Here is a 14,540-nt window from a genome sequence, read left to right as displayed (position 1 = left end):
GTACGGAAGCTGCCCGACGAACGTGCCTCTCGCCACCAGTCGCTCGCTGCGATATCGTCGGTTTGGTGAGAAGAAGACCATTCGTGGTACCACGCCGTCACCCGACCCTGTTCCGGAGCCCCACGTGCCTTTGTCCCGTCGCGACTTTCTCGAGCGCTCCGCTGCGCTGGCCGCTGCCGGCTTCGTCCCCCGTCTGCCCGACGACTTCGGGCAGGAATTGGGCCAGACGGTGGCGTCGGCGGCCCCGTCCGCCGGATTCCGCGGGCGTCCGTTGGTGGTGTCGTCGTCGAACGGCATCAAGGGCGTGAAGGTCGCCTACGACAAGATGCTGACCGGCGAAGACCCGCTGGATGCAGCCATCGCCGGCGTGAACCTGGTGGAGCTCGACCCCACCGATCAATCGGTGGGCCTCGGTGGTCTGCCGAACGAGGAAGGCGTCGTCCAGCTCGATGCGTCGTGTATGCATGGCCCGACGCGCCGCGCCGGCTCGGTGGCCGCGATCGAGGGGATCGCCACGCCGTCGCTGGTGGCCAAGGCGGTCATGGACTACACCGATCACATCATGCTGGTGGGCGCGGGCGCCACGAAGTTCGCCAAGGCGATGGGCTTCAAGGAGCAGAATCTGCTCACCGAGCAGTCGCGCCAGGACTGGATGCGCTGGAAGTCGCGATTGAACGCCAACGACGCGTGGCTCAATCACGACGAGGACATCAAGATCAAGTTTACGACGGGCACGATCAACATGAACGCCGTGAACGGCGCGGGAAACATCGGCTCGGTGACCACCACCAGCGGCATGGCGTGGAAGGTGCCCGGCCGCATCGGCGACTCGCCGGTGATCGGCGCCGGGCAGTACTGCGACAACCTGGTCGGCGCCGCCGGCAGCACGGGTCGCGGCGAAGCGAACATCAAAACGTGCGCCTCGTTCCTGATCGTGGAGTTCATGCGCCAGGGCCTCGGCCCGCAGGAGGCCTGTCTCAAGACCCTCGAGCGCGTCGTGGCCATGACGGAAGCCCGCCTGATGGGCCCCAACGGCCGCCCCAAGTTCGACCTCGAGTTCTACGCGCTCACCAAGGACGGCCGCTTCGGCGGTGCCACGCTGTATTCGGGCGGCAAGTTCGCGGTGTGCGACGAGAAGGGGGCGCGGCTGGAACAGGCGGCGTACTTGTTCGCGCGGTAGTGAACTGCCAACTGCTTAGGAGGCAGGGTGGAGGGTTTCGGGTGGAGGACGCAGGACAGCGGCGTCCCTGCCTCCTCCTTCCTGACACCCTCCACCCTGCCTCCTAGGCAGTTGGCAGTTCGTTTAACTTGCGGTATGTCCGAACCCACCATCCCGACCCCCTACGCACCCGCGCTGGTCGAGCCCAAGTGGCGCGCTCGCTGGGCTGAACGCGGCACGAACCACGCCGCCCTCGAGAACGCCGCGCGGCCGTTCTATGCGCTGATGATGTTCCCGTATCCGTCGGCCGAAGGGCTGCACGTCGGGAATCTCTTCGCGTTCACCGGCAGCGACATTTCGGCCCGCTACCACCGGCTGCTGGGACACGATGTGTTCCAGCCGCTCGGCTACGACGCGTTCGGGATCCACTCGGAGAACTACGCGCTCAAGATCGGCGCGCACCCGATGGAGCTCACGCCCAAGAACGTCGCCAATTTCCAGCGGCAGCTCGAGCGCGCGGGGTTGATGGTCGATTGGCGTCAGAAGGTCGACACGTCGCGGCCGGACTACTACAAGTGGACGCAATGGGTCTTCCTGCAGCTCTACAAGCAGGGACTCGCGTACAAGAAAGCAGCGGCGGTCAACTGGTGCCCCGTCGACATGACCGTGCTCGCCAACGAGCAGGTCGAGAATGGCCTGTGCGAGCGGTGCGGCTCGCCGGTGGAACAGCGCTTTCTCGAGCAGTGGTTCTTCCGCATCTCGGCGTACGCTGAGCGGCTGCTGAGCAACCTCGAGTGGCTGGACTGGTCGCCGATCACCAAGTCGGCGCAGAAGAACTGGATCGGCCGTTCCGAAGGCGCCGAGCTCTCGTTCCGCGTTAGCGGGCACGACGAAGCCGTGAAGGTGTTCACGACGCGTCCTGATACGATTTTCGGCGCCACGTATCTCGTGCTGGCCCCCGAGCATCCGCTGGTGGCCACGCTCACCACCGAGGCCCAGCGCGGTGCGGTGCAGGGCTATCAGGACGCGACGAAAAAGCAGGATCTGATCGCGCGCAAGAGCAGCAAGGAGAAGACGGGCGTGTTCACCGGCGCGAACGCGGTGAACCCGGCCACCGGCGCGAATATTCCGATCTGGATCGCCGATTACGTGCTCATGGAGTACGGCACCGGCGCCATCATGGCCGTGCCTGGACACGACGAGCGCGATTTCGAGTTTGCCCAGGTGTTCAACCTGCCGATCGTGCGCGTCGTGGCCGGTCCCGACGAGGCGGCCGACACGCCGCTCGGCGAGACCGCCTACACCGACGATGCGCAGGGCCGCCTGGTGAACTCGGGCGCCTTCGATGGGCAGCCAGTCGCCGATGCCAAGCTCACCGTGACCGACTGGCTTGCCGCCGGCGGCCACGGATCGAAGGTGGTGAACTTCCGACTGCACGACTGGTGCATTTCCCGTCAACGGTACTGGGGCCCGCCGATTCCGATCATCTACTGTGACGCGTGCGGTACCGTGCCGGTGCCCGAGTCGCAGCTGCCGGTGGAATTGCCGTTCATTCCCGACTTCAAGCCCGACGACTCCGGCATCTCGCCGCTGGCGCGCCACGAGGAGTGGTATCGTGTGCCGTGCCCCACGTGCGGCGCGTCGGCCCGTCGTGAGACTGACGTGTCGGACACGTTCCTCGACAGCGCCTGGTACTTCCTGCGCTATCCGAGTGCGACACGCAGTGATGTGGCGTTCGATACCGAGCTCACCAAGCGTTGGCTGCCGGTGGACTCGTACATCGGCGGTAACGAACACGCCGTGCTGCATCTGCTCTACTCGCGCTTCGTGACCATGGTCATGAAGGACGCGGGGCACATCGATTTCGAAGAGCCGTTCACGCGCTTCCGCGCGCACGGCATGATCATCCGCGAAGGCGCGAAGATGTCGAAGTCGAAGGGCAACGTGATCAATCCCGATGTGTACATGGAAGAGTGGGGCGCCGACGCGTTCCGCATGTATCTCATGTTCCTCGGCCCGTACGAAGAAGGCGGCGACTTCCGCGATCAGGGCATCAGCGGCGTGCGTCGTTTCCTCGACCGGTTGTGGGCGTCGGTACGTGACGCGCGCACCGACGTCGCTGCCGACGCCAACGTGACCCGTCAGATCCACCGTACGATCAAGAAGGTGGGTGAGGACACGGCGACGCTGAGCTACAACACGGCGATCGCGGCGATGATGGAATGCCTCAATCACGTGCGCTCGGCCGACCGCCCGGTGCACCGGGATGAGGTATTGCCGCTGGTGCAGTTGGTGGCGGCCTATGCCCCGCACTTCGCCGAGGAGTGCTGGGAGTTACTGGGGCACGCCGAAAGCGTCTTTACTGCGGGGTGGCCGGCATTCGATCCGGCCCTATTGGTGGACAACGAGGTCGACATCGTGGTCCAGATCAACGGCAAAGTGCGCGGCAAAGTGCGCCTACCCGTGGATGCGTCGCAGGAAGACGCGATGAAAGCAGCGATGGCCGATGCAGGCATTGCCAAGTTCGTGACGGGTGAGATCAAGAAGGTGATCTTCGTACCGAAACGCCTGCTCAACATCGTCGTGTAGCTTTTTCATGGTGTTGTCGTGGATGCCTCGCTGTTCATTGCGATTGTCAGTTTGACCCTGCAGTTCTCGACGACTGTGGCGATGATCGTGATCGCCCGGGCGCCGGGATGGCAGCGGGTGCGGTGGTTCGCGCTGGTGGCCTGTTCGGCCGGGCTGTACAGCCTGTCCGACGCGCTCGGTATGGTCGCGCCCGAGCAGAACAGCTGGTGGATCACCCGCGTGAATATCACGCTCGCCACGATCCACACGGCGGGGTGGGTCGCGTACACCTACGCTGATCGCGCGGGAAGCTGGCGTTCGCTCTCGGGCCGACTCCGCTGGTGGATGATCGGCGGTGTGTTGGCCGCCACGGTGGTCAGCGTGTTGGGCCTGACGGACCACACCGAACTCGCGGCACGCGACATTCTTGGCCGCGGCGGCTCGGCCGGCGGCCCTATTCTGACGCCGATCGGCCAAAGCGTTGTCTTCATTCCGCTGATCTCGATCCTCCTCAGCGCCGTCGGGCAAGTCGGCCGCGCGCGTGCCGGTGAGGAGGGGGCAGCAAGCGTCGTGGTCGGCTTCTTTTTCTTCACGCTCTTTGCCGTCGAAGAAGCGCTGGTTGCCGCCGGCATGCTCGACTTCATCTACCTCGCCGACCTCGGATACATCTGCGTCACCCTGCCCGTGACGATGCAGCTCCTGCGCCGCTTCACGCGTGACGCCCAGAGGCTCGACACCTTGTCCACGCATCTGGCGGAGGAGGTCGCGCGCCGTACACAGGAGCGCGACGAGGCGCGCGTCAACCTGATCGAACAGCAACGGCTCGCGTCCCTCGGGCGTCTGGCGGCCGGCGTGGGACACGAGATCAACAACCCGCTCCAGTATCTACGCTTCAGTCTCGACGAATTGCGTGAGTCGCCGATCATGGCGTCGCATGAGGCGCTGCGCGAAACGCTCGCGCACGCGTTCGACGGCACCGAGCGCATTCGCAAAGTGGTCGACGACCTCCGCACGTATGTCCGTCCGTCCGATGACGCGCTCGAGTTGCTCGACGTGCGGGATATCGTGCGCACGGCGCTCCGCATCGGCAGCCCGCAATGGCGGCACAGCGTCCACGTGGAAACGCGCTTCGACGATGCCCCTCACGTTCGCGGTGACGAGGGCAAGCTGGTGCAGGTGGTGCTGAATCCGCTCGTGAATGGCGCGCAATCCGTGCTGCAGGCGGCCGAATCGCGCACCGGTGTGCTGTGCGTCTCGACGCGCACGGGCAGCGACGGCTGGGCCGAGATCGAGATCGCTGATGAGGGCGGTGGCTTCGAGCCGGATATTCTTTCGCGGCTCGGCGAGCCGTACGTCACGACCAAAGCGTCGCGTGGTGGCACGGGGCTCGGGCTGTTCGTATCGCGCGGTATCGTGGAGGCGCACGGTGGCACGATGCACTTCCGCAACGCCGCACGAAGCGACGGCGAGTCGGCCGGTGCGGTGGTGCTGATCCGCCTGCCGGCCGTGTCTCCACGACACGCCACCGGTCGTACGCCGATCTCGACCCCGTTGTTCGTCTCCGACGCCCACGCACCACCGCTGCGCGTGTTGATGGTCGAGGACGATCGCGCCATCCTCTCGGCCCTGACGCGTGGCCTCGAGCGTGAGGGTCTCCTCGTGCACGGTGTGCACAGCGCCGCCGCCGCGCTCGAGTGGCTCGAACAGGATCAGCCCGACGTCGTGGTCAGTGATCTCATGATGCCAGGCATGTCCGGCGCCGAATTCGCGAACGCTCTGGCCGCCCGCCATCCCGCACTGCGTCGCCGCTTGGTGATCATGACGGGCGGTGCAACGACACCGGATCTGGAGCAGTTTCTCGCCGACCCGTCGTTGATGGTGCTGGGCAAGCCGATTGCGCGTCAATTCCTGGCTGAGCAGCTCCGTAAGCGCGCAGCAGCGTCCGCGTAACCATCGATCTACTGCACTGGACGCGGTCGGTTCACGCGCAGCTGCGGCGATTGTTCCGGTGGTAGTTCGTTCACCACGCGCTTCACGCCATCCATCAGCTTCGGCATCCCGAAGTTGATGACAAGGCCGAGCGGGAGTTCGGCCAATCGCAGATAGGTGAGCAGCTGTTTGGTGTGCACCGGTGAATTGGTCTCCTGTGCCTTTACTTCAATGATCAGACGGCCGTTCACGATAAGGTCGGCACGAAACGCGTTCTCGTATCGCTCTCCTTCAAACTCGAACGAGATTGCCTTCTGTCGCTCCACATCGAACCCGTCATTTACCAGCGTGCGGAACAGAAATGTTTCGTAGGCGGCTTCAAGCATCCCCGATCGGAATTTTCGGTGTATCCGTATGGCCGCGTTGATGCAGGCGCCCGTCAGATCGTCTGGATGGATTTGCATGTTTGACGTACTCGCTTCGGATGACGCCGCGTTGGGGACTGGGTCAGCTGGTTCACGCGAAGTCCGCGAAGGGCCGCGAAGGGCCGCGAAGAACAGCAACAGCTTTTCCTGATTCTTTTCTTTTGCAGTTCTTCGCGCACCTTCGCGGCCCTTCTCGAGCTTCGCGTGAACCAACGAGCTATCCGCCGGCACGAAGCTATCCGCCCGCACACCAACCGCTGTCATCGAACAACTGCCGGCGGTAGCACGCGAACGCCGCGGTAAACCACGATCGGCGACCGCGTGTCAGATCAGTCGTAGGCCATCACCTCAAGCCCGAGACTGCTCCCATGCGCACAGCCCTTCGCACGGCGACCCTCGTCGTCGCCCTTGCCGCCGCTCCGTCACACGCTCCGCTGGCTGCGCAGCAGCGGCCGCAGAGCGACGAACCCATAGTCCGTATCGAGGGACTGCGACTCCCCTCGATGATCTGGACCAGAGCTGCCGATCGCGCCGCGCTTGGTGTTACCCTGGGGGCGGCGTCGAGCGCCGACACGGCCGGGGTGAAGATCGACGCCGTGCGCGAGAACGGGCCGGCGGCGAAGGCCGGGATCAAGGCCGGCGACCTCATCACCGACATCAATGGCGTGAGCCTGAAAGTCGGTCGGGACGACGCTGAGGACCTGGCGTTGGCCGGGATGGCGCAGCGGCGGCTGCAGCGCGTGTTGGGCAAGGCCAGACCCGGCGACGAGGTCGAACTGCGTGTGCGCAGCGGCGGCGGGTCCCCGCGGGCGATGACGGTAAAGACCGTCTCGGCGGCCGAACTCGAAGACGGGCCGGTGCGGCGGGTCGTGGTGTGGGGCGGTGAAGACGGAAACCGTGCTGCGGTCGGCGTGACCGTGTCCGGGGCCGGGAACGCGCGTGATACCCTCGGGTTGTTCGTGGGCAGCGTCGTGACGGCAGGGCCGGCCGAAAAGGCCGGATTGGTCGAAGGTGAGCGGATCTCGGCGGTGAACGGGGTAGACCTGCGGGTGCCGAAGGAAGACCTCGACGACCCGCAGGTACGGAGCGCTCGGGTGACTCGGTTCCTTCGAGAGGTCCAGAAAGTAGCGCCGGGGGGCACCGTGACCCTGCGCGTGGTGTCCGGCGGGCGGACCCGGGACGTCGCCGTGCAGACCGTTCGGGCGTCGGATCTCCCGGACGACGCGCGGTCGATGCCGGGTGGCGGACGCATCATCCTGAACGGACGCGTGATCGACGTCGACCGCCGATAAGGCGTTCCGGCCCATATTCCCGGCATTCCATGAGCGAGAACACCGGCGCCACGATTCCGCGGCAGGGGCGCTGCGCCGGAAAACCCCAACGCCGACGCAACGAATGGGCATTGGGTAGCGTTATCTTGGCGGATATACCCCGTGACGTTTGCCGGCTTTCGAGTCGTATGTTGAGCGTCTTACCCGACCCGCCGTTCGCCCCTGCGAATGCCAGACAATGTGATGCCGCCGCGCTCCGCGCGCCGGTTCGCCATAGATCCTTCGCGCCGACTGTTCGCTCTCTCGTCGGTCGCCCTGCTTGGACTCGCCGCCTGTAAAGAGCAGCAACGTCCTCAGCGTCCTGCTCCCGTCGTGTCCACGATGACGGTGAAAAAGGGACCGCTGCCCTTTATCGTGTCCGCGAACGGGCAGATCGAGCCCAATCGGACCGTTGCCGTCCAGTCTCTCGTTTCGGGAATGCTCACCCGGGTGGCCATCGCCGAAGGCGATGAGGTCAGTCAGGGACAGGTGCTCTTCCAGATCGATCCCCGGCCATTCCGCGCGGAACTTGATCGGTTGCAGAGCACGCTGGCGCGTGATCAGGCCACGTTGCTGCGCGCTCGTGGCGACTCGGTGCGCTTCGCCGGGCTGGCCAAGGACGGCTACGTGACCCGCCAGCAGCTCGATCAGACGTTCGCCGAAGCGTCGGCCCTCGCCGCCACGGTGGCGGCAGGGCAGGCCTCGCTGGAGCGGGCACGCCTCGATCTCGAGAACACCACGATCAAGGCCCCGATCTCCGGGCGCACCGGCCAGATCACCCTCCGCGTGGGCAGTCTCGTGCGGGCCCAGGCCGACCCGGGACTACTCATCATTAACGAGCTCCAGCCGGTGCTGGTGCGCTTCACGGTTCCGGAGCAGGCGTTCGAGGAAATGCGCCGCCGCTCGGGTCTCGATAAAGCGTTGTCGGTAAACATCGTCCCCAACGTGGGCGACAGCACGAAGAAGATCACCGGTACGCTCACCTTCATCGACAACGCGGTCGATCGGGCCACCGGCACAGTGTTGCTCAAGGCGCGGGTGCCGAACGCCGATCGTTCGCTCTGGCCCGGCCAGTTCGTATCGGTGGGTCTCGAGCTCACGGTCGATCAGGATGCCATCACCGTACCCTCCGAGGCCGTCGTGACGACCACCAACGGCGCGTTCGTGTATGTGGTGGAAGACGGCAAGGCCAAGCGCATCGCGGTAAAGGTCGGTCGCCCTGCCGGCACACTCGTCAAGCTCGACAGCGGCCTGGTGGGCGGCGAGCAGGTCATCATCGAAGGACAGAATCGCCTGCAGGACGGCGCGAAAGTCGAGCTGCGCGGTGCGCTCTCGAAGGGTGGTTCCCCTGGCGCGGGCCGAGGCGGTCGCGGCGGCGCCAAGGGCGGCGCAAAGGGCGGGTCGAATAGCGGAGCAGACACCTCAGCGACGAAGCGAGGAGCAGCCCAGTGAATCTGAGCGCGATCTGGATCAAGCGGCCGGTCATGACCACGTTGGTCATGCTGGCCATTCTGACGTTCGGCGTCGTGGCCTATCGGGCGCTGCCGGTGAGCGACCTGCCCACCATCGACTATCCCACGATCACCGTCTCGGCCGGCCTGCCCGGAGCGAGCCCCGAGGTCATGGCGACCTCGGTCGCCACGCCGCTGGAACAAGCGTTTTCCACGGTGTCGGGCATTGAAAGCATCACGTCATCCAGCTCGCAGGGCAGCACCAACGTCACGCTGCTCTTCGCCCTCGATCGCGATATCGACAAGGCGGCGGCCGACGTGCAGTCGGCCATCTCCAAAACGCTTCGCCAGCTGCCGCAGAACATCAATCCGCCGTCGTACAACAAGGCGAATGCGGCCGACGCCCCGATCATGATGTTCTCGATCAACTCCGACGTGCTCAGTCGACAGGAGTTGAGCGAGTACGCGGAAACATTCCTCGCCCAGCGTGTCTCCACCGTAACCGGTGTGGCGCAGGTGCAGGTGTACGGCTCGTCCAAGTACGCCGTGCGAGTGCAGCTCGATCCCGGCGCCATGGCGGCTCGTGGCATCGGTATCGACGAAGTGCAGGCCGCGATCAACCAGGGAAATTCGAATTCCCCGGCCGGCGTGCTGATGGGTCCCAACCAGTCGTTCACGCTGCAGGCGTCGGGACAGCTCCGCAACGCCACCGAGTTCCGCAATCTCGTGGTCGCGATGCGCAACGGCGCGCCGATTCGTCTTGGTGAGCTCGGCAACGTCATCGACGGGCTGCAGAACATGCGCGGCATGAGCGAAATCAACGGACGCGCCAATACGGCGTTGGCGATCATCCGTCAGCCGGGCGTCAACACGGTCGATGTCGCAAAGGGCGTCAACGCGGTGCTCAAGCAGCTCGAGCCGCAGCTACCGCCCAGCGTCAGCATCGTGCCGATCTTCGATCGCTCCATCGCCATCGAGCACAGTGTCGACGACGTGAAGTTCACGCTCATCCTGACGATCGGCCTCGTCGTGATGGTGATCTTCCTGTTCCTGCGTAACCTGCGCGCGACGATCATCCCGTCGCTGGCGCTGCCGTTCTCGCTGATCGGCACCTGCACCGTCATGTGGATGTTGGGCTACAGTCTCGACAACCTCTCGCTGATGGCGCTCACGCTCGCCGTCGGCTTCGTGGTCGACGACGCCATCGTGATGCTCGAGAACATCGTCCGCCACCTGGAGATGGGAAAGAAGCCCATGCAGGCGGCGCTCGACGGCTCGAAGGAAATCAGCTTCACGATTCTCTCGATGACGTTGTCGCTGGTGGCCGTGTTCATCCCGCTGCTGTTCATGCCGGGGCTCGTGGGTCGCCTGTTCCGCGAGTTCGCCGTCACGATCGGTGTAGCCATTCTCGTGTCAGGCTTCGTGTCGCTCACGCTCACGCCGATGCTCGCCGCGCGCTTCCTGCGCGAAGGTGAGGGGCACGCGCCGAGCGACGGCAAGTGGCGCTCGGTCGAGCGCCTGTACCAGGCCACTGAGAACGCGTACGTCAATTCGCTGGCGTGGGTGATGAATCGTCGCGGTCTCACGATGATCTTCAGTGCCTTCACGCTGGTCGCGACCGTCGGGCTGTTCATGTACATCCCGAAGGGCTTCCTGCCGTCGGAAGACACGGGACGACTCTCGGGATCGATTGAAGGACCCGAAGGTATCGGCTTCGAAGCGCTGTCGGTGAAGATCCGCGAAGTCGCGGCCATTATCGAGAAGAGCCCGAATGTGCAGTACACGCTGGCCTCTATCGGTGGTGGCCCCGGCGGAGGTGGATCGAACAGCGGTCGCTTGCAGCTCACGCTCAGCGATGATCCGAATCGTCCGCACGTCGACCAGATCATGCGTGAACTCACCCGCGCGACCTCCAAGGTGCCGGGCGTGCAGGTATTCTTCCGCAATCCGCCGCCGATCAACATCGGTGGCCGTCGCGGTAACAGCGCCTATCAGGTCTCGTTGCAGGGGCCGGACATCGCCGAGTTGTACACGGCGGCCCGTGCCCTCGAAGCGCGCATGAAGGACTTGCCGGAACTCGAAAACATCTCGAGCGATCTGCAGGTCGGCAATCCGCAGGTCGGCATCCAGATCGATCGTGAACGCGCGTCCGCCCTGGGACTCAGCGCCTCGCAAATCGAGAACGCGCTGTACAACGCGTACGGCTCGCGTCAGGTCTCCACGATCTACACGCAGACCAACCAGTACCAGGTCATTCTCGAACTCAAGGAAGCGTTCCAGAAGGATCCGGCATCACTGAGCCAGCTGTACGTGCGCTCCAATACGGGCAGCCTCGTGCAACTGGGTTCGGTGGCCACCTTCACGAAGGGCGTCGGTCCGCAGAGCATTCAGCACAACGGGCAGCTGCCGGCCGTTTCCATCAGCTTTTCCACGCGCCCCAACGTGGCCCTCGGCACCGCCGTCGATGCGGTGCAGCGCGAAGCGCGCGCGGTCTTGCCGCCCGACGTGACATCGGTGCTCTCCGGTGATACGCAGGCGTTCGCGCAGGCCCAGAGCGGACTGCTCGCGCTGCTGTTCGTCGCGATCTTCGTGATCTACGTGGTGCTCGGCATTCTCTACGAAAGCTTCATCCACCCGCTCACGATTCTGTCCGGCCTGCCGTTCGCGGCGCTCGGTGCGTTGCTCACGCTCTGGATCTTCGGCAAGGACCTTGGCGTGTACTCGTACGTCGGCATCATCATGCTGATCGGTCTCGTGAAGAAGAACGCCATCATGATGATCGACTTCGCAATCGAGGCAGAGCGGGATCTCAAGATGTCGCCCCGTGACGCCATCGTGGAGGCCGCGCGTGTGCGCTTCCGTCCGATCACGATGACCACGCTTGCCGCGCTCATGGGAACGCTGCCCATCGCGGTCGGCTTCGGCGCTGGCGCCGAGTCGCGTCAGCCGCTGGGTCTCGCAGTGGTGGGTGGCCTCGCCTTCTCGCAGCTGATCACGCTGTACGTCACGCCCGTCGTGTACACGCTACTCGATCAGTTCCAGGCGGGTCGACGCAAGTCGAAGAAGTCCGTGCCGGTGCAGAGCGCTGGCGGCATGAATCCGGTGCCCGTCGCCGGCGACTGATCCCGTCGCCAACGTATGGCAGAAGACCCCGAACGGCCGCTCGCTCCTGCTAGCGGCCGTTCGTGTTTACGCCCAGACTCCGCGCCACACTCGCGTACAACTCCTCCGCGCGGAATGGCTTCTGCAAGAAGCCGGAGAGACTGCGCCCCGCGAACATGCGCGTCACGTCCTGCTCGTTGTAGCCGCTCATCAGCAGCACGTTGACGGCGGGGCGCAGGTCGCGCAGCGCGCGTAGTGTTTCCTCGCCATTCATGTTCGGCATCGTCAGATCGAGCAGCACAAGATCGAACGCGTCGGGCTGCTCTTGAAAGAGCTCGAGCGCCTTCACGCCGTCGGACGCTTCCTGCGTGCGGAACCCACGGCGACGGAGCAACGCCGATGCCACCGCGCGCACGCTGTCTTCGTCGTCAACGACCAGAATCTGTCCACCGCCGCGCCATTCGTCGGTGCGCGCCCCGGAGACCGTGCCCGCACCGCTGCTTTGCGTCGAAGACGGGAACAGCAGCTTGACGGAGGTCCCGGATCCTACTTCGCTGTACACGCGGATCGCACCATGATGGCTTCGCATGATGCCCATCGTGGCCGCCAAGCCGAGGCCGCGTCCGGTGAACTTCGTCGAGAAGAATGGCTCGAAGATGCGTTGACGCGTGGCGTCGTCCATACCCGTGCCGTTGTCGTGCACCTCGACATAGGTGAACGAGCCGGGCTGCGCCCCACTGCCGGGCGCACAGCCGCTGAGATACTCGCGGGAGACCTCCTGCCGGCCCGTGCGCACGCTGATGAGTCCCGGCTTCGAACCAAGCGCATCCGAGGCATTCGTGATGAGATTCATCACGACCTGGCGGAACTGATTGACGTCGACGTCGACGCGCGGTAGCGACGTGGCCAGATCCATCTGCAGCGAGGCGTTGCGCGAGATCGCCGTCCGCATGAGCGACGTCATTTCGGAAATCACCGACGAGGCGTCGGCGGTTTCGACGACGTATCGGCCCTTGCCCGCATAGGCCAGCAGCTGCCGCGTCAGTTCCGCCGCACGCTGCGCCGACTGTTCGATCTCGGCGATACTTTGCCGCGCTTCGGCGCCGGGCTCGAGATCCAGGAGCGCGAGCGAGGCGTTGCCGAGAATGCCCACGAGCAGATTGTTGAAGTCGTGCGCGATACCGCCGGCGAGCACGCCGAGCGACTCCAGCTTCTGCGCCTGCTGCAGTTGCGACTCCACGCGCGCCCGTTCTTCATCGCCGCGCACCTGATCGGTGATGTCCACCTGCGTGCCGACGATACGCGCCGGTTCGCCATTCCCGTCGCGCACCAACATGGCGCTCGAGATCATGTGCCGTTCGACGCCGTCCACACGGAACACGCGCATCCGGATGACGTGCCGCTCTCCGGTGCTGATCACCTTGCTCCACGTCTCCTGAACCAAGGCCCGATCGTCGGGATGTACGAAGTCGAACCGGGGCCGCGCGTCGATGTGCGCCCTCGCCTCGTCGTTGGGCTCGAGGCCGAGCATGCGCAGCAACTGGTCCGAACGGAACATGCTGTTCGTGCGGAGATCGAAGTCGAAGCTGCCGATGTTCGCCGCTTCCTGCGCCAGCCGCAGCGTCTCTTCGCTGCGCCGCAGATTCTCCAGCGCGTGCCGCTGCTCCGTCACATTCTGCGCCGTACCGAACAGCTTCTGCTCTCCGCTGGCGCCCTTCATCACGCGGGCGAGCACATGCAGAATGACCGTGCTGCCATCGCGGCGGGTGGCGGTGAAGTCCATCGAGATATCGTCGCCGATAGGCGTGCGGGCCGACAGCGCGGCCCACCGTTCGGGATCGGACGACGCCAGCATAGCGCGTATCGTCGGGATGTCGATGGTGTCGACGGTCGGGTCGAGCCCGAGCAGGCGATACGCCTGTGCGCTCAGCTGGAGATGCCCCGGTCGCTCGACGCTGAAACTGCCGATGCCCGCGACCTCTTGGGCCCTCGCCAGCGCCGCCTCGCTCGCCTGCAACGAGCGTTCCGCGCGACGGCGCTCCGTGATGTCCTCGAGTACAGCAATCACGCCGTCGTCGGCCGGGAAGGCGTACACCGACTGCCAGCGATCATGCTCGTCGTCGTAGCGCTCGAAGCGCGCGGTCACGCCCGTGGTGAGCACGCTTTCGTACGCCTCATGAAAGATCGAGTCCTTCAGCGCCGGATAGCACTCCCACACATTGCGACCGATCAGCGCGTCGCGCTCGACCTGCCCGTACGCGAGTGCGGCGTGATTGATGTAGCGAACGCGAAACTCGCGATCCAGCACGAGCTTCGGATTCGGACTCCATTCCAGCAGCGCCGCCTGCGCCGGGGTAAGTGCCGTGAACGGGCGCGGTGCAGGGGCGAGCGAGGATTCGTCAAGCGGTTCGTGCATACGGTTCCCTGCAGTGTCCCACGCGATGGGCTTCCATCCCGCGTCAGACGATCATTGATGGCCCGCCGCCGACGTCGGCAAGCTTGGTCATCGCTAACTGATAGCAGACGAAGGAAAACTCCGATAGACGTCGGCGGAAAGGAAGCGAGGTGCAGCCGTGTAACTGCACCTCCCGAGCAC

The 14,540-nt window shown here is 64.9% G+C and carries 8 protein-coding genes; 6 read left to right on the top strand and 2 right to left on the bottom strand.

The window, feature by feature from the left end; translation table 11 throughout:
* Positions 1-124: 124 nt before the first annotated feature.
* The 3 genes from HKW67_RS12560 to HKW67_RS12550 all read left to right on the top strand — a co-directional run bounded on the left by HKW67_RS12560 (position 125) and on the right by HKW67_RS12550 (position 5,677).
* A complete protein-coding gene (locus HKW67_RS12560) occupies positions 125-1,180 on the top strand; it encodes a glycosylasparaginase (protein ID WP_171225706.1) in 1,056 nt (351 codons plus the stop codon).
* 135 nt (positions 1,181-1,315) lie between these two features.
* The gene (leuS, locus tag HKW67_RS12555; protein ID WP_171225705.1) at positions 1,316-3,748 is read left to right on the top strand and encodes a leucine--tRNA ligase; all 2,433 of its coding nucleotides are present in this window, start codon (positions 1,316-1,318) and stop codon (positions 3,746-3,748) included.
* 18 nt (positions 3,749-3,766) lie between these two features.
* Entirely contained in the window at positions 3,767-5,677 is a 1,911-nt protein-coding gene (locus HKW67_RS12550) for a hybrid sensor histidine kinase/response regulator (protein ID WP_171225704.1), read from the top strand.
* Positions 5,678-5,685: 8 nt separating this feature from the next.
* Here HKW67_RS12550 and HKW67_RS12545 read toward each other — a convergent pair whose 3' ends face one another.
* Entirely contained in the window at positions 5,686-6,120 is a 435-nt protein-coding gene (locus tag HKW67_RS12545; protein ID WP_206044409.1) for a GxxExxY protein, read from the bottom strand.
* Positions 6,121-6,449: 329 nt separating this feature from the next.
* Here HKW67_RS12545 and HKW67_RS12540 point away from each other — a divergent pair, with 329 nt between their 5' ends.
* The 3 genes from HKW67_RS12540 (at position 6,450) to HKW67_RS12530 (ending at position 11,965) form a co-directional block, all read left to right on the top strand.
* Positions 6,450-7,373 (top strand): PDZ domain-containing protein, encoded by a 924-nt coding sequence (locus tag HKW67_RS12540; RefSeq protein WP_171225703.1) that lies wholly within the window; start codon positions 6,450-6,452, stop codon positions 7,371-7,373.
* A 360-nt stretch (positions 7,374-7,733) separates the two neighbouring features.
* Positions 7,734-8,843, top strand: a complete 1,110-nt coding sequence (locus HKW67_RS12535; protein ID WP_230981177.1) for an efflux RND transporter periplasmic adaptor subunit — start codon at positions 7,734-7,736, stop codon at positions 8,841-8,843.
* On the top strand, positions 8,840-11,965 hold the full coding sequence (locus HKW67_RS12530) for an efflux RND transporter permease subunit (protein WP_171225701.1): 3,126 nt from the start codon (positions 8,840-8,842) through the stop codon (positions 11,963-11,965). Before HKW67_RS12535 ends, HKW67_RS12530 begins: the two co-directional genes overlap by 4 nt.
* Before the next feature lie 49 nt (positions 11,966-12,014).
* Here the strand turns inward: HKW67_RS12530 and HKW67_RS12525 are convergent, their stop codons facing one another.
* Entirely contained in the window at positions 12,015-14,279 is a 2,265-nt protein-coding gene (locus HKW67_RS12525; RefSeq protein WP_425486258.1) for a PAS domain-containing hybrid sensor histidine kinase/response regulator, read from the bottom strand.
* Between the last annotated feature and the right edge of the window lie 261 nt (positions 14,280-14,540).

Origin of the sequence: Gemmatimonas groenlandica (genome assembly GCF_013004105.1) — a bacterium.
Classification (GTDB): domain Bacteria; phylum Gemmatimonadota; class Gemmatimonadetes; order Gemmatimonadales; family Gemmatimonadaceae; genus Gemmatimonas; species Gemmatimonas groenlandica.
Note: the sequence above shows the minus strand (reverse complement) of the source record. Positions and strands in the feature narration are given on the sequence as shown.